This is a genomic window from Actinomycetospora rhizophila (genome assembly GCF_042657905.1).
In the GTDB taxonomy this organism is placed as follows: domain Bacteria; phylum Actinomycetota; class Actinomycetes; order Mycobacteriales; family Pseudonocardiaceae; genus Actinomycetospora; species Actinomycetospora rhizophila.
The window spans coordinates 44,267-65,859 of record NZ_JBHSKG010000024.1 but is presented as its reverse complement, the minus strand read 5'-3'; the positions used below and the strand labels follow the sequence as shown (position 1 = coordinate 65,859).

General features: G+C 74.4%; 22 protein-coding genes. 6 read left to right on the top strand and 16 right to left on the bottom strand.

All coding sequences use genetic code 11. The annotated features are described in order from the left end of the window. Window positions 1-14 precede the first annotated feature (14 nt). Both ACFPK1_RS30040 and ACFPK1_RS30035 read right to left on the bottom strand, forming a co-directional pair. A complete protein-coding gene (locus tag ACFPK1_RS30040) occupies window positions 15-1,094 on the bottom strand; it encodes a FecCD family ABC transporter permease (RefSeq protein ID WP_378024615.1) in 1,080 nt (359 codons plus the stop codon). Beyond that, on the bottom strand, window positions 1,091-2,167 hold the full coding sequence (locus ACFPK1_RS30035) for a FecCD family ABC transporter permease (protein ID WP_378024614.1): 1,077 nt from the start codon (window positions 2,165-2,167) through the stop codon (window positions 1,091-1,093). Before ACFPK1_RS30035 ends, ACFPK1_RS30040 begins: the two co-directional genes overlap by 4 nt. A gap of 120 nt (window positions 2,168-2,287) precedes the next feature. Between ACFPK1_RS30035 and ACFPK1_RS30030 the strand changes: the two genes are divergently transcribed. The 3 genes from ACFPK1_RS30030 to ACFPK1_RS30020 are packed head-to-tail and all read left to right on the top strand — an operon-like array spanning window position 2,288 to window position 4,670. Beyond that, window positions 2,288-3,292, top strand: a complete 1,005-nt coding sequence (locus ACFPK1_RS30030) for an iron-siderophore ABC transporter substrate-binding protein (protein ID WP_378024613.1) — start codon at window positions 2,288-2,290, stop codon at window positions 3,290-3,292. Window positions 3,293-3,329: 37 nt separating this feature from the next. After that, the gene (locus ACFPK1_RS30025) at window positions 3,330-3,911 is read left to right on the top strand and encodes a cob(I)yrinic acid a,c-diamide adenosyltransferase (RefSeq protein WP_378024612.1); all 582 of its coding nucleotides are present in this window, start codon (window positions 3,330-3,332) and stop codon (window positions 3,909-3,911) included. A gap of 21 nt (window positions 3,912-3,932) precedes the next feature. Beyond that, on the top strand, window positions 3,933-4,670 hold the full coding sequence (locus tag ACFPK1_RS30020; protein ID WP_378024611.1) for a glycoside hydrolase family 16 protein: 738 nt from the start codon (window positions 3,933-3,935) through the stop codon (window positions 4,668-4,670). On the opposite strand, the gene ACFPK1_RS30015 is transcribed toward ACFPK1_RS30020, so the two are convergent. Continuing rightward, window positions 4,667-5,860: an alanine racemase gene (locus ACFPK1_RS30015; RefSeq protein WP_378024610.1), complete on the bottom strand. Its 1,194-nt coding sequence runs from the start codon at window positions 5,858-5,860 to the stop codon at window positions 4,667-4,669. The genes ACFPK1_RS30020 and ACFPK1_RS30015 overlap by 4 nt on opposite strands. Before the next feature lie 23 nt (window positions 5,861-5,883). Here ACFPK1_RS30015 and ACFPK1_RS30010 point away from each other — a divergent pair, with 23 nt between their 5' ends. Further along, window positions 5,884-7,185 carry a D-arabinono-1,4-lactone oxidase gene (locus ACFPK1_RS30010; RefSeq protein WP_378024609.1) on the top strand — a complete coding sequence of 434 codons (1,302 nt, stop codon included), beginning with the start codon at window positions 5,884-5,886 and terminating at the stop codon, window positions 7,183-7,185. A 65-nt stretch (window positions 7,186-7,250) separates the two neighbouring features. Here the strand turns inward: ACFPK1_RS30010 and rutA are convergent, their stop codons facing one another. From rutA to ACFPK1_RS29970, 8 genes are all read right to left on the bottom strand, one after another. Continuing rightward, window positions 7,251-8,303 carry a pyrimidine utilization protein A gene (gene rutA, locus ACFPK1_RS30005; RefSeq protein WP_378024608.1) on the bottom strand — a complete coding sequence of 351 codons (1,053 nt, stop codon included), beginning with the start codon at window positions 8,301-8,303 and terminating at the stop codon, window positions 7,251-7,253. A gap of 23 nt (window positions 8,304-8,326) precedes the next feature. Beyond that, window positions 8,327-9,367, bottom strand: a complete 1,041-nt coding sequence (locus ACFPK1_RS30000) for an LLM class flavin-dependent oxidoreductase (protein WP_378024607.1) — start codon at window positions 9,365-9,367, stop codon at window positions 8,327-8,329. Next, window positions 9,360-10,757, bottom strand: coding sequence for an MmgE/PrpD family protein (locus ACFPK1_RS29995; protein WP_378024606.1), 1,398 nt, complete (start codon window positions 10,755-10,757; stop codon window positions 9,360-9,362). The genes ACFPK1_RS30000 and ACFPK1_RS29995 overlap by 8 nt, the downstream gene beginning before the upstream one ends. Before the next feature lie 95 nt (window positions 10,758-10,852). Continuing rightward, window positions 10,853-12,238: an amidase gene (locus tag ACFPK1_RS29990; RefSeq protein ID WP_378024605.1), complete on the bottom strand. Its 1,386-nt coding sequence runs from the start codon at window positions 12,236-12,238 to the stop codon at window positions 10,853-10,855. Continuing rightward, window positions 12,235-12,432 (bottom strand): hypothetical protein, encoded by a 198-nt coding sequence (locus tag ACFPK1_RS29985; protein WP_378024604.1) that lies wholly within the window; start codon window positions 12,430-12,432, stop codon window positions 12,235-12,237. The genes ACFPK1_RS29990 and ACFPK1_RS29985 overlap by 4 nt, the downstream gene beginning before the upstream one ends. Next, entirely contained in the window at window positions 12,429-13,592 is a 1,164-nt protein-coding gene (locus ACFPK1_RS29980; RefSeq protein ID WP_378024603.1) for an acyl-CoA dehydrogenase family protein, read from the bottom strand. Before ACFPK1_RS29980 ends, ACFPK1_RS29985 begins: the two co-directional genes overlap by 4 nt. After that, window positions 13,592-14,806, bottom strand: coding sequence for a CaiB/BaiF CoA transferase family protein (locus tag ACFPK1_RS29975; protein WP_378024602.1), 1,215 nt, complete (start codon window positions 14,804-14,806; stop codon window positions 13,592-13,594). Before ACFPK1_RS29975 ends, ACFPK1_RS29980 begins: the two co-directional genes overlap by 1 nt. Further along, window positions 14,803-15,360: a MaoC family dehydratase gene (locus ACFPK1_RS29970; protein ID WP_378024601.1), complete on the bottom strand. Its 558-nt coding sequence runs from the start codon at window positions 15,358-15,360 to the stop codon at window positions 14,803-14,805. Before ACFPK1_RS29970 ends, ACFPK1_RS29975 begins: the two co-directional genes overlap by 4 nt. A 66-nt stretch (window positions 15,361-15,426) precedes the next feature. On the opposite strand from ACFPK1_RS29970, the gene ACFPK1_RS29965 reads away from it, so the two are divergent. Beyond that, complete coding sequence (locus ACFPK1_RS29965; RefSeq protein WP_378024600.1) at window positions 15,427-16,191, top strand: FadR/GntR family transcriptional regulator; 765 nt, start codon at window positions 15,427-15,429, stop codon at window positions 16,189-16,191. Here the strand turns inward: ACFPK1_RS29965 and ACFPK1_RS29960 are convergent. Continuing rightward, window positions 16,164-17,555: an HNH endonuclease signature motif containing protein gene (locus ACFPK1_RS29960; protein WP_378024599.1), complete on the bottom strand. Its 1,392-nt coding sequence runs from the start codon at window positions 17,553-17,555 to the stop codon at window positions 16,164-16,166. The genes ACFPK1_RS29965 and ACFPK1_RS29960 overlap by 28 nt on opposite strands. A gap of 201 nt (window positions 17,556-17,756) precedes the next feature. Here ACFPK1_RS29960 and ACFPK1_RS29955 point away from each other — a divergent pair, with 201 nt between their 5' ends. Continuing rightward, window positions 17,757-18,254 (top strand): hypothetical protein, encoded by a 498-nt coding sequence (locus ACFPK1_RS29955; RefSeq protein WP_378024598.1) that lies wholly within the window; start codon window positions 17,757-17,759, stop codon window positions 18,252-18,254. Between the two features lie 4 nt (window positions 18,255-18,258). Here ACFPK1_RS29955 and ACFPK1_RS29950 read toward each other — a convergent pair whose 3' ends face one another. The 4 genes from ACFPK1_RS29950 to ACFPK1_RS29935 are packed head-to-tail and all read right to left on the bottom strand — an operon-like array spanning window position 18,259 to window position 21,590. Beyond that, entirely contained in the window at window positions 18,259-18,702 is a 444-nt protein-coding gene (locus ACFPK1_RS29950) for a DUF2550 domain-containing protein (protein WP_378024597.1), read from the bottom strand. Window positions 18,703-18,721: 19 nt separating this feature from the next. Further along, complete coding sequence (locus tag ACFPK1_RS29945; RefSeq protein WP_378024596.1) at window positions 18,722-19,120, bottom strand: F0F1 ATP synthase subunit epsilon; 399 nt, start codon at window positions 19,118-19,120, stop codon at window positions 18,722-18,724. Further along, window positions 19,120-20,571 carry a F0F1 ATP synthase subunit beta gene (atpD, locus tag ACFPK1_RS29940; RefSeq protein ID WP_378024595.1) on the bottom strand — a complete coding sequence of 484 codons (1,452 nt, stop codon included), beginning with the start codon at window positions 20,569-20,571 and terminating at the stop codon, window positions 19,120-19,122. Before atpD ends, ACFPK1_RS29945 begins: the two co-directional genes overlap by 1 nt. 11 nt (window positions 20,572-20,582) lie before the next feature. Continuing rightward, entirely contained in the window at window positions 20,583-21,590 is a 1,008-nt protein-coding gene (locus tag ACFPK1_RS29935) for a F0F1 ATP synthase subunit gamma (RefSeq protein WP_378024594.1), read from the bottom strand. Between the last annotated feature and the right edge of the window lie 3 nt (window positions 21,591-21,593).

The window sequence follows — 21,593 nt, the reverse complement described above, 5'->3', positions numbered from 1 at the left end:
CGAAGGTGATCGGTTCACGTGGTGCTCCCCCGCCACAGGCGCACGAGCAGCGCGACGAGGTAGAGCCCGCCGATGAGGCCGGTGGCGACGCCGACGGGCAGCGGGACGGGCGAGAACAGCCGGGTGACCGCGAGGTCGCTGACGACGAGCAGCGCGGCCCCGACCAGCGCGCTGGGCACCAGCACCGGCGTCGCCGCGCGGGTGAGGCTGCGCGCGATCTGGGGTGCGGCGAGCGCGAGGAACGGGATCGGCCCGGCGGCGGCGGTCGCCGCGGCGGCCAGGGCCACGGCGCCGAGCAGCAGGATCGTGCGGGTGCGCCCGACGTCGACGCCCAGCGCGCCGGCGGGCCGGTCGCCGAGCTCGATCAGCGCGAGCCGCCGCGCCATCCCGAACGGCAGGGGCAGCAGCACGGCGACCGCGGCGGCGAGGGCGAGGATCTGGGGCCAGCCGCGGTTGCCGAGGTCGCCGAGCAGCCAGGTCTGCGCCTCGACGGCGGTCTGCAGCACGGCGGTCGTGATCAGCCAGCTGTTCACCGCGAGCAGCGCCGCGCCGATGCCGATCCCGATGAGCACCATGCGCAGGCCCTGCGTGCCGCGCCCCGCCGAGAGCGCCACGACGAGCAGCGCGGTGAGCAGGCCGCCGACGAGCGCGCCCAGCGAGGTGCCCAGCGTGCCCGCCCCGAGCGCGACGATGGCCACGAGCGCGCCGGTCGACGCGCCGGTGGTGAAGCCGATGACGTCGGGGCTGCCCAGCGGGTTGCGCGAGAGGCTCTGCAGCACCGCGCCGCTGACCGCGAGCGCCGCGCCCACGAGGATCGCGAGCACCAGCCGCGGCAGGCGCTGGTCGAGCACCACGAACTCGGTCGCCCGGCTGCCCTGCCCGACCAGCGTCTCGCCGACCTCCGGCAGCGTCAGCGGGAACGCGCCCGTGGTCAGCGACACGAGCGCGCCGGCGACGACCACCGCCGCGGCGATCGCGCCGACCAGCACCGAGCGCGGGCCGACGCGCAGCGACACCCGGCCGCCGGGCAGGCGCAGGAGCCGGCCGGTGACGAGCGTCGATCCCGTGCCGCCACCCACCCTCCCCGCGCTCACACGCCCACCAGCCGGCGCCGGCGGCACAGGGCCACGAAGACGGGCGCCCCGAGCACGGCCGTCGTGACGCCCACCTGGATCTCGCCGGGCGGGACGAGGACGCGACCGACGACGTCGGCGACGAGCAGCACGATCGCCCCCAGCACGGCGGTGTAGGGCAGCAGCCAGCGGTGCGTGGGCCCGACGATGCCGCGCACCACGTGCGGGACGGCGAGGCCGAGGAAGGCGATCGGCCCGACCGCGGCCGTCGCGGCGCCCGCGAGGACGGTGACGACGGCGCCGGCGGCCACCCGGGTGCGCTCGACGTCCAGCCCCAGCGCCTGGCCCGCGCGGTCGCCGAGCGCGAGCGTGTCGAGCGCGCGGGCCATCGCGAGGGCGGCGACGACGCCGACGGCGAGGAACGGGCCGATCGTCACCAGCACGTCGATCCCCCGCCCGGACAGCGAGCCGAGGTTCCAGAACCGGAAGGAGTCGAAGGTCCGCGGGGTGAGCACCAGCGCGGCGTTGACCAGGGCGATCAGCACGGCGGTCACCGCGGCGCCGGCGAGCACGAGCCGGTCCGGGGTCCCCGAGGCGCGCCCGGTGGCGCCGAGTGCGTGCACCACGAACATCGCCACGGCCGCGCCGGCCAGCCCGAACCAGACGTAGCCGGTGACGGTGCCGATCCCGAAGACGCCGATGGCCACGACGACCGCGGCCGAGGCGCCGGCGTTGACCCCGAGCAGGCCCGGGTCGGCGAGCGGGTTGCGCGACAGGCCCTGCATCACCGCGCCCGCGAGCCCGAGCGCGGCGCCCACCGCGAGGGCGAGCAGGCCCCGCGGCACCCGCAGGTCGCGGACGATGGCGGCCTCGGTGCCGAGGTCCCCGCCGACGCCACCGCCGCCCCACAGCAGCGCCCACGACTGGGCGAGCCCGATGTCGCGCGAGCCGATCCCGATGCTGACGAGCAGGACGAGCACCGCGATCCCGAGGAGGGCGAGCAGCCCGAGCGCGCGCGTCGCGATCCCGGCCGCGCCGGGCGACGTCCCCGGCCGCGACGCGGGCGGCGCCTGCCCGGGCGCGTCGATCACCACGCGCGCTCACCCCTCTCCCGGATCACGGACGATCCCGCCGCGCAGCCTAACCGTTAGGGTTGCCTAGCCTCAGGGGTCTGGTATGTCCGCCCTGTCCCGTTCCCGACGTCAGGAGTTCGCGTGCCCGGCCCTCTTCGGCGCCTCGTCCTCGCGGTGAGCGCCGCCGCCCTGCTCCTCCTCGCGGCCTGCGGCGGGGGTGGCAGCGGCGGGGGTGGCGCCCCGGCGGGCTCCGCCGTCGGCGCGCAGTACCCGGCGACGATCGAGACGCAGTTCGGCCCCGTGACGATCCCGGAGCCGCCGCAGCGCATCGTGGCGCTCGGCTGGTCGGACGCCGAGACCGCGCTCGTGCTCGGCGTGCAGCCCGTCGGCGCGTCCGACTGGCTGGGCTTCGGCGGCACCGGCGTCGGCCCCTGGTCGCCGCCGTACCAGACCCCGCCGACGATCCTGGGCACCACGCAGCTCGACTACGAGGCCGTCGCGGCCCTGCGCCCCGACCTCATCCTCGACACGCGCTCCTCGGGCGACCGGCAGCGCTACGACACCCTCTCGCGCATCGCGCCGACGGTCGGCCCGCCGCCGGGGCTCGCCGCGGCGTACGGCACGACCTGGCGCCAGCAGATGGACATGGTGTCCCGCGCGCTGGGCAAGCCGGACGTCGGTGCCCAGCAGATCGCCGCGCTCGAGGAGAAGTTCCGCGCCACCACCGCCGCCAACCCGTCGTTCGCAGGCAGGGCCGCCGGCGTCGGCGCCTTCTACGGCGGCCAGTGGGGCGCCTACGTCCCGGGGGACGCGCGCGTCGACGTGATGAACGGGCTCGGGTTCCGCACCCCGCCGCAGATCGAGGCGCTCGCGCCCCAGGCGGCCGGCTCGTTCTACGTGTCGCTCTCGGGCGAGCAGGTCGGCCTGCTGTCCTCCGACCTCACGGTCGTGTTCCCGATCAACGCGAGCGCCGACGCGATCCGCGCCGACCCGGTGCTCTCGCGCAGCCCCGCCGCCACGGCCGGCCACCTCGTCGTCCTCGACGACAAGACCACGAGCGACGCGTTCTCCTCCGGCTCGGTGCCCGGCACCGCGGCCGCGCTCGACCGGGCCGCGCCGCTGTTCGCGCAGGCGCTCCAGCGATGACACCGGTGGACGGCCGCGGCGTCCCTAGACTGGCGCCGTGGCCGTTCACCTGACCCGGATCTACACGCGCACCGGCGACGACGGGACCACCGGTCTCTCGGACTTCTCGCGCGTGCCCAAGACCGACCCGCGGCTGTCGGCCTACGCCGACTCCGAGGAGGCCAACGCCGCGATCGGCGTCGCGCTCTCGGTGGGCGAGCCGCCGGAGGCCGTCGTGGCGCCGCTGCGGCAGATCCAGAACGACCTCTTCGACGTCGGCGCCGACCTGGCCACGCCGATCGTCGAGAACCCGGAGTACCCGCCGCTGCGCGTCACCGAGCGCCAGATCGAGCGGCTCGAGGGCTGGTGCGACGAGTTCAACGAGGACCTGCCCAAGCTGAACTCGTTCATCCTGCCCGGCGGCACGCCGGCGGCGGCGTACCTCAACGTCGCGCGCACGGTCACCCGCCGCGCCGAGCGCAGCACCTGGGCGGTGATCGCCGCCGACCCGGAGCGCACCAGCAAGCTGCCGGCGCACTACCTCAACCGGCTCTCGGACCTGCTGTTCATCCTCGGCCGTGTCGCCAACCCCGGCGGCGACGTCCTCTGGGTGCCGGGCGGGCCCGAGGAACAGCGCTGAGCAGCGCTGAGCAGCGCTGACGTGTTCGACGAGCGCTTCGAGCGCGGGCTCGACCCGGCGGTCTGGACGCCCGCCTACCTCCCGGCCTGGAGCTCGCGCGCCGAGGCGGCCGCGACGTGGTCGGTGGACGGCGAGGGCCTGCACCTGACGATCCCGCCCGAGCAGCCCCTGTGGTGCGCCGGCGACCACGAGCCGCCCCTGCGCGTCTCGGCGGTGCAGTCGGCCAACCGCTCCGGCCCGGTGGGCAGCACCGACGGCCAGCAGCCGTTCCGCGCGGGCCAGCGCGTGCGCGAGGGGCAGCCGACCGTGCTGGGCTTCACGCCCGGGAACGGCCTGGTCGAGGTGGAGTGCCGCGCCCGTCTCGGACCCTCGGCGATGTTCTCGGCGTGGCTCATCGGCCTGGAGGACGCCCCGGAGCGCTGCGGGGAGATCTGCCTGGTGGAGGTCTTCGGGGACACCCTGGTGGGCGACCGCGCCGCCGTCGGCGCCGGGATCAAGGCGTTCCGCGACCCGGCGCTCGTCGAGGACTTCGTCGCCGAGCCCCGCGAGCTCGACGTCACCGTCCCGCACCGCTACGCCGTGCACCGGCAACCCGGCCGCGTCGACTTCCTGGTCGACGGCACCCCGATCCGGACCTGCCACCAGGCGCCCGCCTACCCGATGCAGCTGATGATCGCGGTGTTCGACTTCCCCGACCACCCCGCGCACGACCCCGCCGACACCCCGGAGCTGGTGGTGCGCCGGGTGACCGGTCCCTAGCCGAAGGCCTGGCCCTCGCCGCGGTAGGTCGGCACCGTCCGCACGATCTCCCCGCCGCGCACGAGGTGGTACTCGGTGACGTGCTCGGCCAGCTCGCCGGCCTTGGCGTGGCGCATCCACACCCGCTCGCCGAGCGCCGGGAGATCGCGACCCCGGAGAGGCGTCTGTACCTCGCCGGCGCCCTCGGTGCCGGTCAGCGCGAGATCGCCGACCGGGGACGGCAGGCGTGACGCCGCCGCCGGGCCCGAGGCCACCCAGCCGCCGCCGGCCAGGGTGGCGTGGCGGCCGTCCGGGCGGCGCACCACCGGCAGCGCGTAGGCGACCGCGGGCCGCGGGTGCATGCGGGTGTAGCCGTCGAAGAGCGTGGAGCCGATGAGGGCGGAGCCGGCGGCGATCTCGGTGACCGACGGGTCCGCCCGCGTGGTCTCGACGCTGCCGCTGCCACCGCCGTTGACGAACTCCAGGGCCCCGTCCCCCGCGACCTCGCGGACCGCGCGCACCACCGCGCCCCGGCGTCCGGCCAGCTCGCGCGCCGAGCGCGCCTGCATCCAGCGCACGGCGGCGTCGCGGGGCCGGGCGCCGGTCGCGTCGGGCACCCCGGCGATCTGTCCCTCATAAGCCATCAGCCCGACCAGGCGGAAGCCCGGGCGCGCGGCGATCTCCCGTGCGAGGCGGGCCGCCGCGCGCGGCGTGCGCACGGGCGAGCGGCGGGCGCCGACGTGCACCCCGGGCAGCGGGCGCCACGCGGCGTCGAGGTCGAGGCACACGCGCAGCTCGGGGTGCCGGGCGCCGAGCGCGTCGTCGACCAGGTCGAGGTGCCCGACCGCGTCGACCATCAGCGTCACCCGGGCCCGCGCCTCGTCGTCGGCGGCGAGGGCGCGCAGGGCGGCCCGGTCGACCGAGGGGTAGCCGACGAGGAGGTCGTCGCCCGTGCCCTGCTCGGCGTGCCAGAGCGCCTCGCGCAGCGCGTAGCACATCAGCCGGCGCAGGCCCGCCCGCTCGACGAGGGCGCGGCACCGGATCGACTTCGTGGCGAGCCGGATCGGGAGCCCGCCGGCGCGCGCCAGCAGGTCGTCGAGGTTGGCGTCGAACGCGTCGAGGTCGACGATCGCGAAGGGTGGGTCGAGGTCGGCGGTCGCGCGATCCCACCGGTCGATCACGGCGCGGTCGATCACAGGACGGTCGATCACGTGCGGAGGCTACGGTGCGGACCATGGGTCGCGGGGGCTCCTGGCGCAACTGGGCGGGCACGGTCACCGCGACGCCGGCGCGCGTGCACCTCCCGCGCTCGATCGACGACGTCGTCGCCGCCGTCCGCGCCGCGCGGGGGTCGCGGCTGCGACCGCGCGGCAGCGGCCACTCGTTCACGCCGCTGGCCGCCACCGACGGGCACGCGGTGGACCTGCGCCGATGGACCGGGATCGAGTCCCTCGACACCACGACCGGCCGGGTCCGCGTCCGCTCGGGCACGACGCTGCGGGCGCTCAACGCCGCGCTCGACGCGCACGGCCTCGCGCTGGAGAACCTCGGCGACATCGACGTCCAGACGATCTCGGGGGCCGTCGCGACGGGCACGCACGGCACCGGCGCCCGGCTCGGCGGGCTGGCGACGCAGATCGTCGCCCTCGACCTCGTGCTCGCCGACGGGACGCCCGTGCACTGCTCGGCGGGCGAGGACCTGTTCGAGGCGGCCCGGATCGGGCTCGGCGCGCTCGGGGTCGTCACCCACGTGACGCTGCGGTGCGTGCCCGCGTTCGCGCTGCGGGCGAGCGAGCGCCCAGAGCCGCTCGAGGACGTGCTCGGGCGCCTCGACGGGCTCTTCGACGAGGCCGACCACGTCGAGTTCTACTGGTTCCCCTACGGCGCGCAGGCGCTGGTGAAGCGCAACCACCGGGTGCCCGTGGCCGACGCGCCCGCGCCCCTGCACCCGCTGCGCCGGTTCGTCGAGTACGACGTCGTCGAGAACGCCGCCTTCGGCACCCTGTGCCGCGTCGGGCGCGCGCTGCCCCGCACCGCGGTCCCGCTGGGCCGCCTCGCCTCCGGGGTGCTGTCGGCGCGCGAGTACGGCGACCGCTCGCACCGCGTGTTCACCACCAAGCGCCGGGTGCGGTTCGTCGAGTCGGAGTGGGCGGTCCCCCGGCCCCGGCTGCCCGAGGTGCTCGACGAGCTGCGCGCGCTGGTCCCGCGCCTCGCCCACCCCGTGCTCTTCCCCGTCGAGGTCCGCGTCGCCGCCGCCGACGACGTCTGGCTCTCCACCGCCCACGGCCGCGACACCGCCTACGTCGCGATCCACCAGTACGTCGGCGCGCCCCGCGCGGAGTACTTCGCGGCGTTCGGCGCGATCGCCGCCGCGGCCGGCGGGCGCCCGCACTGGGGCAAGGAGCACCACCTCGACGCCGCCGCCCTCGCGTCGCGCTACCCGCGCTTCGACGAGTTCCGCCGCGTGCGCCGCGGCGTCGACCCCGAGGGCCTGTTCGCCAACGAGCACCTCGACCGGGTCCTCGGCCCGGCCTGAGCGCCCGGGCCGTCGGGGTGCCGGTGACGGACCCCGCGAGGGGCACGGGGTCCGTCACCGGGAGCTCAGCCGAGCAGGGGCTTCACCTTGGTGCCGAAGTCGTGCACGCCCTTCTCGAAGTCGTCGAAGGTGAACATCATCCCCTGCACGCCGGGCATCTTGGCGACCTCGTCGATCTGCCGCGCGACCGTCTCGTACGAGCCCACCAGGGTGGCCATGTTGAAGTTGACCGCGCCCTCGGGGAGGTTGATCGTCCGCGCGGTGCCCCCGCCGTCGGCGGTCTTGTCGGCGCTGCCCTCGTCGCTCATGTAGCCGAGCGCGCCGGCGTCGGCGCCCTCGTTGTAGGAGCGCCACTTCGCCTGGGCCTCCTCGTCGGTGTCCGCCATGATCGCCATGAACAGCGGCAGCGACTTCACGTCGCGGCCGGTCTCCTTGGCGAACGACGCGAGCCGCTCGGTGGGCTGGCGGTAGACCTCGGGGTCGTTGACGCCGGGCGAGAGGATGAAGTTGTAGTCGCCGTACTCGGCGCAGAACCGCATCCCGCGCTCCGACTGCCCGGCACAGACGATGTCGACCTTGCCCGACGGCCGCGGCGAGAGCACGCAGTCGTCCATCTGGAAGTACTTCCCGTCGAGGTCGCAGCGCCCGGTCTCCCACAGGTCGCGCAGGACCTTCACGTACTCCGTGGAGTAGTCGTAGCGGTAGCCGAAGTACTCGTCACCGGGCCACAGGCCCATCTGCTCGTACTCGCCCTTCGCCCATCCCGAGACGATGTTGACGCCGAAGCGCCCGGGGGCGATCTGGTCGATCGTGGAGGCCATGCGCGCGACGAGGGCGGGCGGCAGCGTGAGCACGGCGGTCGAGGCGTAGAGCTTGATCCGCTCGGTGACCGCCGCGAGGCCCGCCATCAGCGTGAACGACTCGAGGTTGTGGTCCCAGAACTCGGTCTTCCCGCCGAACCCGCGCAGCTTGATCATCGACAGCGCGAACGCGAAGCCCTGCCGCTCCGCCTCCTGCACCACGTTCTTGTTGAGCTCCCACGTCGGCATGTACTGCGGGGAGTTCTCGGAGATGAGCCAGCCGTTGTTGCCGATCGGGATGAAGACGCCGAAGTCCACTTCGGGACCACCTTCCTGCGGGGTCAGGAGACGGGGAGGGGCGCGCGCAGCGCCGGGACCACCTCGCGGGCGAGGAGGTCGAGGGAGGTCCGCGCCGCCTCGACCGGCATGCCGGCCCAGTCGGTGCGGAACACGAAGTGGTCGACGCCGAGCTCGTCGCGCCACGGGAGGAGTGCGGCGGCGCAGTCCTCCGGAGACCCCACCACGAACCGGTCGTGGGCGAGGTCGTCGTAACCGACCCGGAACGACTCGGTTCCGGGCATGACACGGTCCTGGCCCCAATCGGCGTAGACCTCGTACTTGCGCGCCAGGTACGGCATGGCGAGCTCGAGGGCCTGCTCCCGGGTGGGGGCGCAGAACACCTCGCGGATCAGCGGGAGCTCGCCCAGGGGACCGCGGCCGGCGGCCTCCCGCTCGGCGTGGAAGAGCTCCAGCTGCCGGGCGATCGTGGCCCGGGTGGCGTGCGGATTGATCATCCACGTGTCGGCGAGGCGGGCCGCGCGCCGGACCGCGCCGTCGGAGTTGGCCGCCATCCAGATCGGGGGGCGCGGGTCGGCGGCGGGCCGGAAGGTGGCGCGGACGCCGTCGAGGCGGCACCACGGCAGGTCGGCCGAGACGGCCTCGCCGCGCCACAGCGCCTCGACGATCCGCAGGTTCTCGGTGAACCGCCGGACCTTGTCCCCGGGCGGGACGCCGAACGCGTCGTACTCGACCTGCCGGTAGCCCAGCCCCACCCCGAGGACCGAGCGCCCGCCGGCGACGACGTCGAGACCCGCGTACGCCTCGGCGGTGTCGACGGGGTTGTGCAGGGCGAGCAGGTGGATGCCGGTGCCGACGGTCATGTCGCCCGCTTCGGCGGCGAGGCGCGCGAGCCACGGCAGCGGCTGGATGTGCGCCATCGACTCGGCGAGGTGGTGCTGCCCGGCGAAGACGGAGTCGAGCCCCGCGTCGCGCGCCGTGCGCACCAGGCCGAGCTGCTCGTCGAGGGCGACGAGCGGGTCGCGGCCGGGCGGCTGCTGGTGGGTGAGGAAGACCCCGGCCCGGACCCGCCGCGCGTCAGCCACGACAGGCCTCCGCGAACTCGGCGGCCGGGCGGTCGTCGCCCAGGGAGAGCACGGCGTCGCGCACGCGCTCGGCGACGCCCGCGTCGGCCACGCGTCCGATCGTCTCGCCGAACTTCTCGGCGATCTCCGCGTTGGTCAGCGGGCGCCGGTCGTGGCCGCGGTTGACCTGCTCGCGGTGGGCGACGACGCGGCCGTCGGCGAGCTCGATCTCCACACGCCCGGAGTAGGCGTCGGGGAACAGGCCCTCGTCGTCGTCGGTGACCTCGACGCGGCGGGCCAGCGCGAGGATCTCCGGGTCGCCGAGGGCGTCGTCCTCCAGCTCGGCCAGCGTGAACCGCCCGCGGGACAGGGCCGCGGACACCACGAACGGCAGGCTGAACTTGGCGTCGTACTCGTCGCGCGGCGCCCACTTGTTCTCCGCGGGCTGGCACACGACCTTGCCGGGCACCGGGTGGATGGCGCAGCGGATCGCGCGGACGTCGCCGGGCGCGATGCCGTGCTCGGCGCGCAGGAGCAGCGCCGCGTCGGCGAACGCGTGGTTGAAGTGGCAGATCGGATAGGGCTTGACCGCCGTGCGCATCAGCTCCCACTGCGTGCCGAGCCCCTCGGACACCGCCTCCGGACGGTTCGGGCGGCCGGCGAGGTGGGTGTTGTAGAGCCCGAAGCGTCCCTCGTAGACCGCGGCCGGCCCGGTCCAGCCCGCCTTCGCGAACGCCGCCGCGGTGAGCCCCGACATCGCCGCCCAGCCGGGGTGCAGCCGCTTGGTCCAGGAGCCGTCCTCGAGGAACTCCAGCAGCCCCGCCGACATCGACCCGACGACGCCCTGCGCCGCCGCGATCCCGGCGGCGTCGAGCCCGGAGAGCTTGCCGGCCGCCACCGCGGCGCCGAACGCGCCCGCGACGGCGGTCGGGTGGAAGCCGACGTCGTGGAACCCGCCGGCCCCGCCGAGCCCGACGCGCGCGGACACCTCGACGCCGAGCACGTAGGCGGCCAGCAGGTCACGGGTGCTGGCCCCGGCGACGGTCGCCGCCGAGATCGCCGCGGGCAGCGCGGCGGCGGAGACGTGGGTGACCGCGGGGATGTGGGTGTCGTCGAAGTCCATGCCGTGCACGAGCACGCCGTTCAGCACCGCGGCGTCGCGCGGCGAGAGCCGGTCGGGCATGCCGAGCACCGGGTGCTCGCCCCCGCCGAACGTCGCCAGCGCCTCGCGCGCCACCCCCGGGAAGCGGTAGGCCGTGGACGCGAAGGCCAGCCCGACCGCGTCGAGGACGAGGTACCGCGCCCGCTCGAGGACCTCGTCGGGGATGTCCGTGGCGTCGAGCCCGGCGGCGAAGTCGGCGACCCGACCGGCGTGGCCGGTGGTCGCGCGGGTGGGGCTGTCCAGGGACAAGAGGGCTCCTTGGCGGCACGTAGCGCAGCGGAGCTGCCGCGCCGGAGGCGGACGACTGTCGGGTGACTGGCCTCACAGGACCATACGTCAGACGTTTAACGGGCGGAAGGGGGCGCCTGGAGGTGGTGCGTCGTCCGCTCCTGGAACACGCGCGCCGCCCACAGCGCGAGCCCCTCGCGGTGCGGCGGCGCGACGAGCTGCGCCGACACCGGGCAGCCGTCGGGCGCGAGGCCCGTCGGCACGGCGAGGCCGGGCGCGCCGGTGAGGTTGCCGAGCATCGTCGAGCGCGACTGCGCGGCGTAGAGCGGGAACTCCTCGCCGTCCACGACCACCGTGCCGTCGGGCAGGCGCGGCGCCGTCGACGGGCAGGTCGGCACGACGAGCAGGTCGGCGCCGGCGAACACCGCGTCGAGCTCGCGCTGCAGCTCGACGCGGAACTGCAGGGCGCGCAGGTAGTCGACGGCGGGCGTGACGATGCCCTGGCTGATCCGCCGGACGACGACGGGGTCGTAGGTGTGCCAGCGCTCGGCGTCGACGCGGTGCAGCGTGGCCGCCTCGGTGAACACGATCTGGTAGCCGATCGGCAGCGCGTCGCCGGCCGACGGCACCTCGCCCGGCACCACCTCGGCGCCGGCGGCGGCGAGCTCGCCGACGAGGTGGTCGACGCCCGCCCGCACCGCGGCGTCGCAGAGCTCGGTGAACGCGCCGCCGGGCACGGCGATGCGCAGGCCGGTGAGGTCGTCGCGGGCCGGCACGTCGAGCGGGGGCAGCGGCTCGGTGCGGGGGTCGGCGCCGTCGGGCCCGCGCAGCACGGCGAAGAGTGTCGCGACGTCCCGCGCGCTGCGGGCCAGCGGGCCGACGGTCTCGGTGGTCCACGACAGCGGGAAGACGCCGGTGCGCGGGATCGCGCCGGACGTCGGCTTGAGCCCGGTGAGCCCGCACCACGCCGACGGCAGGCGCACCGAACCACCGACGTCGGTGCCGAGGGCGAACGGGACCGCGCGCGCGGCGACCGCGGCCGCCGACCCGGTCGACGACCCGCCCGCCCAGCGCTCCGGGTCCCACGGGTTGCGCACCGCGCCGAACCGCGGCGGGTGCGGCCCGCCGACGGCGAACTCGGTGGTGCCGTCCTTGCTGACCGGGATCGCGCCGGCGTCCTCGAGGCGCCGCACCACGGTCGCCGACACGCTCGCCGGGGTGTCGCCGTGGTTCCACGACCCCTGCGTGGTCGGCACCCCCGCCACGTCGATGACGTCCTTGACCCCGAACGGGACGCCCTCCAGCGGGCGCGCGCTGCCGTCGGCCCAGCGGCGGGCGGACTCGCGGGCCGCCGCCCGGGCGCGGTCGTCGAGCACGGCGATGGTGCAGTTCAGCGCTTCGTGCGCGGCCTTCAGCCGGGTCAGGGCGTCGTCGACGGCCTCGACGGGGTCGGTCTCCCCCGTGGCGTACGCGTTCAACAGGTCGGTGACGTCCGGGGTCACGGGTGCACCCACCGATCGCCGTGGGCCGGGTCGGCGGCGCCGTCGGACGGGAGCGGGCGGGCCCGCAGGCGGGCGACCGCGGGCTCGGCGGCCTCGACGGCCGCCCGCATCACGTCCACGATCTCGTCGTCGACGGTGTAGCCGAGGCGGGCGGCGAGGGCGGCGAGCTCCTCGGCGCCGGGGACATCGCTCACCCGATGGTCGCCTTCCCCGCCAGCAGCGACCGCGCGACGACCGTGCCGAGCATGTCGTTGGTGCCCTCGCCGATCGACATCAGCGGGGCGTCGCGGTACAGCCGCTCGACCTCGAACTCCGTGGAGTAGCCGTAGCCGCCGTGGATGCGCATGGCGTCGGTCGCGCACTCCAGCGCCGCGTCCGACGCGAAGATCTTCGCCATGCCGGACTCGGTGTCCATCCGCACGCCCTCGTCCATCCGCGACGCCGCCCAGTAGGTCATGAGGCGGGCGGCCTGCAGCTTCACGGCGATGGCGGACAGGCGCAGCTGCACGGCCTGGAAGTCGCCGATCGGCTGCCCGAACGCGCTGCGCTCGCGGGCGTAGGCCAGCGATTCCTCGTAGGCCCGCTGCGCGATCCCGACCGAGCGCGCGGCGATGTTGATCCGCCCGGTCTCCAGCGACGAGAGCGCCTGCTGCAACCCACGGCCCTCGACGCCGCCGAGCAGCTGCGAGGCCGGCACCCGCACGTCGTCGAGCACCACCTCGCAGGACTCGGTGCCCTTGTAGCCGAGCTTGCCCATGTCCTTGGTGATCTCGAGGCCCGGCGAGTCCGCCTCGACGAGCAGCATGCTCATCCCGCGGTGCGCCGGGGACGCGCCCGGGTCGGTCTTGACGAGCACGGGCAGCGGGTCGGCGTGCCGGGCGTTCGTGATCCACATCTTGGTGCCGCGGACGACGTAGTCGTCGCCGTCCTTCTTGGCCGTCGTGGTGATGCTCTGCAGGTCGGTGCCCGCGCCGGGCTCGGTGAGCGCGATCGCGGTGCGCCGCTCCCCCGTCGCGAGCTCGGGCAGGTAGCGCTGCTTCTGCTCGTCGGTGCCGTGGCGGGCGATCATCCAGCAGGACACCGAGTGGCTGCCGAGGATGCCGGCGATGCCCATCCAGCCGCGCGAGATCTCCTCGAACGTCAGCGCGAACGAGACGGTGTCCGCGGCGAGGCCGCCGTACTCCTCGGGGACGGCCAGGCCGAACAGGCCGAGGTCGCGCATCCCCTGGACGATCTCGGTCGGGTAGCGGCCCTCGTGCTCCCAGTCGCGCGCGACCGGCACGATCTCGCGGTCGACGAACGAACGCAGCGTCTCGCGGAAGAGCCGCTGCTCGTCGTTGAGCCGGAAGTCCATCAGGAGTCCTTTCCTGGCCCGAAGGCCCCAGCAGCACGGAGCGCGTCCAGCCACTCGTCGTCGTAGCCGAGGCCGCGCAGCACGGCGTCGGTGTGCTCCCCCATCGCGGGCCCGCCGCGGACGGGCCGGGTGTCGTCCCCGGGCGGGCCGACGCGCACGGGTGAGCGCAGCGACCGCACGGTGCCCCAGTGCGGGTGCTCGGTCTCCGCGATGAGCCCGCGGGCGACGGTGTGCTCGTCGGTCAGGGCCTCGCCGACGTCGTGGATCGGCGCGCACGGGATGCCGGCCGCGCTCATCATGGCGATCCAGGTGGCGACATCGCGCCCGCGGAACAGGTCCTCGAGGAGGGGCACCAGGACGTCGCGGTGCCGGTCGCGGTCGCGGAACGTGGCGAAGCGGGGGTCGGTGGCGAGGTCCGGGTTCTCGAGCACGACCGTGAGCCGCTGCCAGAACTTCTCCTTGGCGCACCCCACGACCAGCCAGCCGTCGGCGGCCTCGAACGCCTGGAACGGCACGAGCGAGGGGTGGGCGGAGTGGTGGGTGCGCGCCGGCTCGTAACCCTCGGTGAGGTGCCACGTCGCCGGGTAGGTCAGCAGGCTCACCGCGGTGTCGTAGAGGCTGACGTCGCAGTCGGTCCCGACGCCGTCGCGGCGGGCGGCGTGGATCGCGGCCAGCAGCGAGATCGCCGCGACGAACCCGCCGCTGTAGTCGACGAGCGACAGGCCCGCCTTCTGCGGCGCCCCGCCGGGCTCGCCGGTCAGCGACATCCACCCGCCGAGGGCCTGCAGGACGTAGTCGTAGCCCGGCTCCCCCGCCCGCGGCCCGGTCATCCCGAACCCGGTCAGCGAGCAGCAGACGATCCGCGGGTTGACGTCCTGCAGGTCGGAGTAGCGGATCCCGAGCTTCGCGGGGACGTCGCCGCGCAGGTTCGAGTAGACGGCGTCGGCGGAGCGCACGAGGTCGTGGAACACCTCGCGCCCCGCCGGCGTGCGGATGTCGAGCAGCACCGAGGACTTGTTCTTGTTGAACGACTCGAAGAACAGCGAGTCCCCGTCCTGCGCGTACGGCGGGACGTAGCGCCCGACGTCGCCGCCCGACGTCGGGTCCTCGATCTTGACGACCTCGGCGCCCAGCTCGGCCAGGTGCATCGAGCCGAACGGCCCCGCCCCGTACTGCTCGAGCGAGATGATCCGGATGTCCTCGAGCGGCCTCACTGCTCGTTCTCCCGGGTCTCGTTCTCCAGCGCCTCGTTCTCCAGGGACAGCGGCACCGCGGCCTGCGGGAAGTGCGACGCGGCGCGCGGGGCGTCGCGGCGGTGGACGTAGAAGGCACGCTTGAACGTCAGCACCTCGACGCCGTCCTGGTTGAGCCCGCGGCTGCGCACGCGCACGATCCCCGCGTCCGGGCGGCTCTTCGACTCCCGCGTCTCGAGCACCAGCGACTCCGACCAGAGCGTGTCGCCCGCGAACACGGGGGTGGTCAGCCGCAGCTCGTCGATCCCCAGGTTGGCGAAGGCGTTCTGGCTGGTGTCCGACACCGACTGCCCGAGCACGATCGAGATCGTCAGCGGCGAGGCCACGATCATGCGCCCGAACTCGGAGTCGGCGCCCACCTGCGCGTTGAAGTGCGCCTGGTTCGTGTTCATCGTCAGCAACGTGAACCAGGTGTTGTCGGTCTCGGTGATCGTGCGCCCCAGCGGGTGCTGGTAGACGTCACCGACCACGAAGTCCTCGAAGAAGCGTCCCTGCCACCCCGCGACCACGGCCATGCTCCGGGACGCTAAAGGTCAGACGTTTTCCCCACAAGGATCGTCCGACCGTCTACGCTCACTTCCGTGCCCGCGCAGCCGCCCACTCCCGGCACGACCGGCTCGCCTGCACCCGTCGCCCACCTGCGGGTGCAGCGTGTCCGTCCGGCCTACCGACAGGTGGCCGACGAGCTGCGCACCCAGATCCTCGCCGGCAGCCTGCCCGCGGGCACCCGGCTGCCCAACGAGGCGGAGCTCGGGCGGGCGTTCGGGGTCAGCCGCAGCACCGCCCGCGAGGCTTTGCGGGTGCTCTCCAGCCAGCACCTCGTCGAGACCCACCGCGGCGTGCAGGGCGGCACGTTCGTCAGCGAGCCCGACCCCGCGCGCGTGGTCGAGGACGTGGGCAGCGCGCTCGGCGTGCTCGTGATGACGCCACAGCTGCACGTCAGCGACCTCCTCGAGGCCCGGCTGCTGCTCGAGCCCGCCGCCGCCCGCCTGGCCGCGCAGCGCGCCGACGCCGAGACCGTCGAGGCCGTCCGGTCCGCCGCCGCCGCGCCGCGCGACGACCGTGATCCGAGCGGCTTCGTCGGGCACCTCGACTTCCACACCACGCTGCTCATGGCCACGGGCAACCTCATGCTCACGCTCATGGGCCAGCCGGTGAACGACGTCCTGCGCACGCGCCTGCGCCGCGCGGGCGTCGAGGCGGGCGAGTGGGACAAGGTCGACGCGTGCCACCGCGAGATCGCCGAGCACATCGCCGAGGGACGCGCGGGCGAGGCCGAGGAGGCCATGCGCGACCACATCATCGAGCTGCGCCGGCTCTACGAGCGCGACGGCATCTGGGCCTGACCCGGGGCCGGCGGGGGTGGTCGCCCGCCGATCCTCGGTCGCCGGTCGAGGTCGATCCAGGCCGGCGGGGTGAACCAGGGCCGGCCGTGGACCATCTCGACCCGCCAGTGGCCGTGGTGGACCACCTGGTGGTGGTGCGAGCAGAGCAGCACCAGGTTGTCGAGGGCCGTGGCGCCACCCGCGATCCAGTGGACGATGTGGTGGGCGTGGCAGCGGCGGGGACGCCGGGTGCAGCCAGGGAACGCGCAGCCGCCGTCGCGGACGTTGAGCGCCCGGCGGATGGCGTCGGTGACCGTGCGGGAGCGCCGCCCGACGTCGAGGGGCTCGGAGCGCGTGCCCAGCACCATCGGCACGACATCGGCGTCGCACGCCCACCGCCGGACGGTGTGTACGTCGACGAGGGCCTCGTCGTCCAGCGTCCCGTATCCGGTCGCCCGACGGAGCCACCGGTGGTCGATCGTGATCGTCAGCAGGGCCCGGCCGGCACCCGCCGGCGCGGACGCCCGCTCGGGGCGTCGGGGCGCGGGGACGAGAGCGCCCTGGACGCCGTCGGCCTCGGGCGCGGTGGCATCGGGGTCCGGCGAGCCGGCATCGGCGCCCTCGCCCTCGTCCGGCGTTCCTTCGCGGCGGGTGTCGGTGATCAGCCCGCCCGGGCCGTGCGCGGCGGCGAACAGCTCCTTGAACGCGTCCGCCCGGCGTCTCGGCAGGTCCCGCGGGTCGTCGGGCCCGGCCGGGGTCGACATGACGTCGAAGCCCTCGTCGATCATCGCGGCCGCGGCGGCGTCGGCGATGACAGCCCTCAGGTCGAGGGTGCCGTCACGGCGCCGCAGCAGCTGCACCCCGTCCGACCGACCCTTCCCCGGATCAGGCGCGGCGCCGTCGGGGTCCAGGCGGGCGAGCAGGCGGTCGGCCACCTTGCCCAGCCCGTTCGGTGAGAGCTCGCGGGCGTGCTCCGCGAGCGCCTGCTCCGCGTCGGTCACGACCGCGGGGTCGAGGTGCTCCACGGCCGCGAGACGGCGCATGGCCCGGCGGATGACGACGACGTGGGCGTCGCCGATCGCGCCGGCGGCCAGCGCCGCGGCGGTGTGCGGGAGGCGGGGCGGCAGCGGCTCCCCGGACAGCTCGACGCGCGGCACGAGATCGCGGGCCTCGTCGACCAGCCGCATCGCCTCCGCGCGGTCACAGCGCCCGAGGTCCTGGACGAGCCGCTCGACCAGCCGGTCGCCGGTGCGCTCGGCGACGCCCTGACGGTCGAGCTCGGCGACCTCCACGAGCAGGCGGTAGTGCTCGACGTTGCGAGCGACCAGGCGCGTGCGGGTGCGCTCGAGCAGCTCCCGCTCGGCCGGTCCCACCCGTTCGCTCATATGTTCGATTCTAGCGCAGAAGGACGACATCCGCGACATCGACGTCAGCTCCGCCGGCGAGCGACACGGGTGGCGGCGCCGGTGATCGTGGGGGCTCCCCTGACGCTGAACGTCAGCCTGGCCGCCAGGCTGGGACACCCGCACCCCGCCGGCCCCGGCCGCGTCCTTGACCCTCGCTGCCCGCCCCAGCACGGTGAGGTCGTGGGTGCGCGCAACCTCATGTCTCACGCCATCACCGTCGACGACCTCCCGCCGTCGTTCGCGGAGTTCGTGCGGGGGCAGGGGCGCGCGCGGGGGCTGGACGACCCGCTGCCCGCCGTCACCCACGGGCTGCGCACCGACGAGGAGACGATGAACCGGGAGTCGCGCGGCGGCCCGACCTCGGACCGCTACGTCGTCGAGATGCTGCTGACCCCGGATCTGCTGATCGTCGCCCACCGGCAGAGCGACGACGCCGAGACCGACCCGGGCGCGCGGGTGCGCTTCCACCGGCTCGAGCAGCTCGAGGTCGCGACGGACACGGGCTCCGCGAAGGCGGCCACGGCGCGCCTGGCGATGCCCGCGAAGTCGATCCCGGTGACGAGCACGCCGCTCGGGGGCATGAAGCGCGCCACCTACCAGCTCCCGATCGCCATCGACCCGGACGTGCAGCGCTTCCGCGACGCCCTGGTCGCCGCCGTCGACGCCGCGCGCGCCTGACGGGTCAGCTCGCCTGCCGGTACCCCGTGCTCCGTCCCGGCGGGATGGACTCCAGCCAGGACGAGAAGCCCGTCAGCGCGTCGGCGCCGATGGCGAGCTCCCACTCCCGCCCGCCCTCGCGGCACAGCAGCACGGTCGAGCCGGCGGGGTGCATCTCGCCGGCCACGGGGGCGCGGCGGTCGACGATCTCGAGGCGGGTGCGGTCGAGGACCACGTTGGGTCCGGAGCGCAGCCCGCTGATGCGGTACCAGCGGAACTCGTCGCCGCGGTAGCGCCCGAGACCCGAGTGCCAGCCGCGCCCGTCGTCGGGGTCGCGCCGCTCGCGCAGGGCGACGTCGACGCCGCCCTTGCGCAGCAGCCGGACGCGGCGCAGCAGCAGAAACAGGATGACGAGCAGCACCGCGAGCACCACGATGGCCGCCAGCTCGGCGATCATCGTCGTCCCCACCGGTGCTGCTCGCCCTCCCTCAGCGGCCGGGGTTCTCGCCGGCGGCCCGCAGGCGGGCGCGTGCCCGTGCGGCGGCCGCGGCCGTGTCGTCGACGTCGTCGCCGCCGCCCTCGGCGCGCTGCAGCTCGTCGCGCGCCGCGGCGACGTCGATCTCGGAGGCCAGCTCGGCGAGCTCGGCCAGGACCGTCACCGACTCCGCGGTGACCGAGAGGAACCCGCCGAAGACGGCCGCGTGGAACGACTCGCCGTCGGTCGGGTCGATCCGCACCACGCCGGCCTCGTCGAGCGCGGCGATCATCGGCTGGTGCCCGGGCAGCAGACCGATGTCGCCCTCGACCGTGCGGGCCGAGACGAAGCTCGCCTGGCCCGACCACAGCCGCTTCTCGACGCCGACGATGGCGACCTCCATCTCGGCCATCAGGACTGGTACTTCTTGATGTTCGCCTCGACGTCGTCGAGACCGCCGCTCATGGCGAACGCCTGCTCGGGCGCGTTGTCGTACTCGCCCTTGGTGATCTTGTCGAACGCCTCGACGGTGTCCTTGACGTCGACGAACGAGCCCGGCTCGCCGGTGAACTGCTCGGCGGCGTACATGTTCTGCCCGAGGAAGCGCTCGATGCGCCGCGCGCGTGCGACGGTGAGGCGGTCCTCCTCGGAGAGCTCGTCGATGCCGAGGATGGCGATGATGTCCTGCAGGTCGTTGTAGCGCTGCAGGATGCGGATGACCTCGCGGGCGACCCGGTAGTGGTCCTCGCCGACGTACTGGGCGTCGAGGATCGTCGAGGTCGAGGTCAGCGGGTCCACGGCCGGGAAGATGCCCTTGGCGAACACCGACCGGGAGAGCTCGGTGGTCGCGTCCAGGTGGGCGAACGTGGTGGCCGGCGCCGGGTCGGTGTAGTCGTCGGCGGGCACATAGATCGCCTGCATCGAGGTGATCGAGCGGCCGCGGGTCGAGGTGATCCGCTCCTGCAGCTCGCCCATCTCGTCGGCCAGGGTCGGCTGGTAGCCCACCGCCGAGGGCATGCGGCCCAGCAGCGTCGAGACCTCCTGGCCGGCCTGCGTGAACCGGAAGATGTTGTCGATGAACAGGAGCACGTCCTGCTCCTGCACGTCGCGGAAGTACTCCGCCATCGTCAGCGCGGAGAGCGCGACGCGCATGCGGGTGCCCGGCGGCTCGTCCATCTGACCGAAGACCAGCGCGGTGTCCTTGAGGACGTCCGCCTCGCCGAGCTCCACCCAGAGGTCGTTGCCCTCGCGGGTCCGCTCGCCCACGCCGGCGAACACCGAGGTGCCGCCGAAGTTGCGGGCGATGCGCTGGATCATCTCCTGGATGAGGACGGTCTTGCCCACGCCGGCGCCGCCGAACAGGCCGATCTTGCCGCCCTCGACGTACGGGGTGAGCAGGTCCACGACCTTCAGGCCCGTCCACAGCACCGAGGTCTTGCCCTCGAGCTGCTCGAACGGCGGCGGGTCGCGGTGGATGCCCCAGCGCTCGGCGTCCGAGGCGTAGCCCGGCTCGTCGAGGCAGTCGCCGAGGGTGTTGAACAGGTGGCCCTTGACGACGTCGCCGACGGGCACCGAGATCGGGCCGCCGGTGCTGCGCACGTCCTGGCCGCGCACCGCACCGTCGGTGGGCTGCATGGAGATCGTGCGCACCTGGCCGTCACCGAGGTGCTGGGCGACCTCGAGCGTCAGCTTCTTCGTGACGCCGGACAGGGTCACGTCGATGTTCAGGGCGGTGAACAGGTCGGGCACCTCGCCGCGCGGGAACTCCACGTCGACGACGGGCCCGAGGATGCGGGTGATGCGGCCGTCGGCACCAGGCGAGCCCTGCTCGGTGCCCTCGGCCGTGGCGGTGGACTGGGTCATCGTCAGCTCCCCTACTCGGCGAGGGCGTTGGCGCCGCCAACGATCTCGCTGATCTCCTGCGTGATCTGGGCCTGGCGCGCCTGGTTCGCCTCACGGGTCAGGTTGTCGACCAGGTCGTTGGCGTTGTCGGTCGCGGCCTTCATGGCGCGCTGCCGGGCCGCGGACTCCGACGCCGCCGCGTCGAGCAGGGCCGCGAACACGCGCGCGCGGAGGTACTTGGGCATGAGCCGGTCGAAGAGCACCTCGGGCTCCGGCTCGAACTCGTACTCGGCCTCCCGCTCCTCGGAGCTGCTCGAGGACTCGTCCTCGGAGGACTCGTCGTCCTCGAGCTCCAGCGGGGCGATCTGCCGAGACACGACGGTCTGGCTCGCGACCGAGTTGAACGCGGTGAACACCACGTGCAGCTCGTCCACCCCGTCCAGACCCTCCGCGTCCTGCGGCGGGACGAACGACACCGAGCGCGACGAGCCGCCCTCGCCGTCGCCGCTCTCGTCGTCGTCGGACGGGCGCTGCACCGTCTCGTCGCCGCCGGCGAGGAACGTCGCGGTCAGCGTGTCCGCCGCCTGGGCCGCGTTCGGGTAGTCGGGGACCTCGGAGAAGCCCGTCCACTGCCCCGCGGTCTCCCGGTTGCGGAAGCGGAAGTACGCGACGCCCTTGCCCCCGATGACGAACAGCGAGGTCTGCTTGCCGGCGTCGGACTGCTCGCGCAGGACCCGCTCGGCCTCGCGCAGCACGTTCGCGTTGTAGCCGCCGCACAGACCGCGGTCGCTGGTGATGACGAGCACGCCGGCCCGGCTGGGCTCCTCGCGGGCGACGAGCAGCGGGTGGTCGCTCGCCCCCGCCTTCGCCGCCGTGGTCAGCACGTGGGTGAACTCGTCGGAGTACGGACGCGCCGCGTGGACGCGGGCCTGCGCCTTCGCGATGCGCGAGGCCGCGACCATCTCCATCGCCTTCGTGATCTGGGCGATGTTCTTGGTCGACCGGATGCGCCGTCGCAGGACGCGGAGGGATGCAGCCATAGG

Bases quoted from the DNA above. Each gene is read 5' to 3' on its own strand.
- ACFPK1_RS29970 (WP_378024601.1), bottom strand. From the start codon at position 15,360: ATGGCCGTGGTCGCGGGGTGGCAGGGACGCTTCTTCGAGGACTTCGTG.
- ACFPK1_RS29935 (WP_378024594.1), bottom strand. From the start codon at position 21,590: ATGGCTGCATCCCTCCGCGTCCTGCGACGGCGCATCCGGTCGACCAAG.
- ACFPK1_RS29960 (WP_378024599.1), bottom strand. From the start codon at position 17,555: ATGAGCGAACGGGTGGGACCGGCCGAGCGGGAGCTGCTCGAGCGCACC.
- ACFPK1_RS29945 (WP_378024596.1), bottom strand. From the start codon at position 19,120: ATGGCCGAGATGGAGGTCGCCATCGTCGGCGTCGAGAAGCGGCTGTGG.
- ACFPK1_RS29980 (WP_378024603.1), bottom strand. From the start codon at position 13,592: ATGGACTTCCGGCTCAACGACGAGCAGCGGCTCTTCCGCGAGACGCTG.
- atpD (WP_378024595.1), bottom strand. From the start codon at position 20,571: ATGACCCAGTCCACCGCCACGGCCGAGGGCACCGAGCAGGGCTCGCCT.
- ACFPK1_RS30010 (WP_378024609.1), top strand. From the start codon at position 5,884: ATGGGTCGCGGGGGCTCCTGGCGCAACTGGGCGGGCACGGTCACCGCG.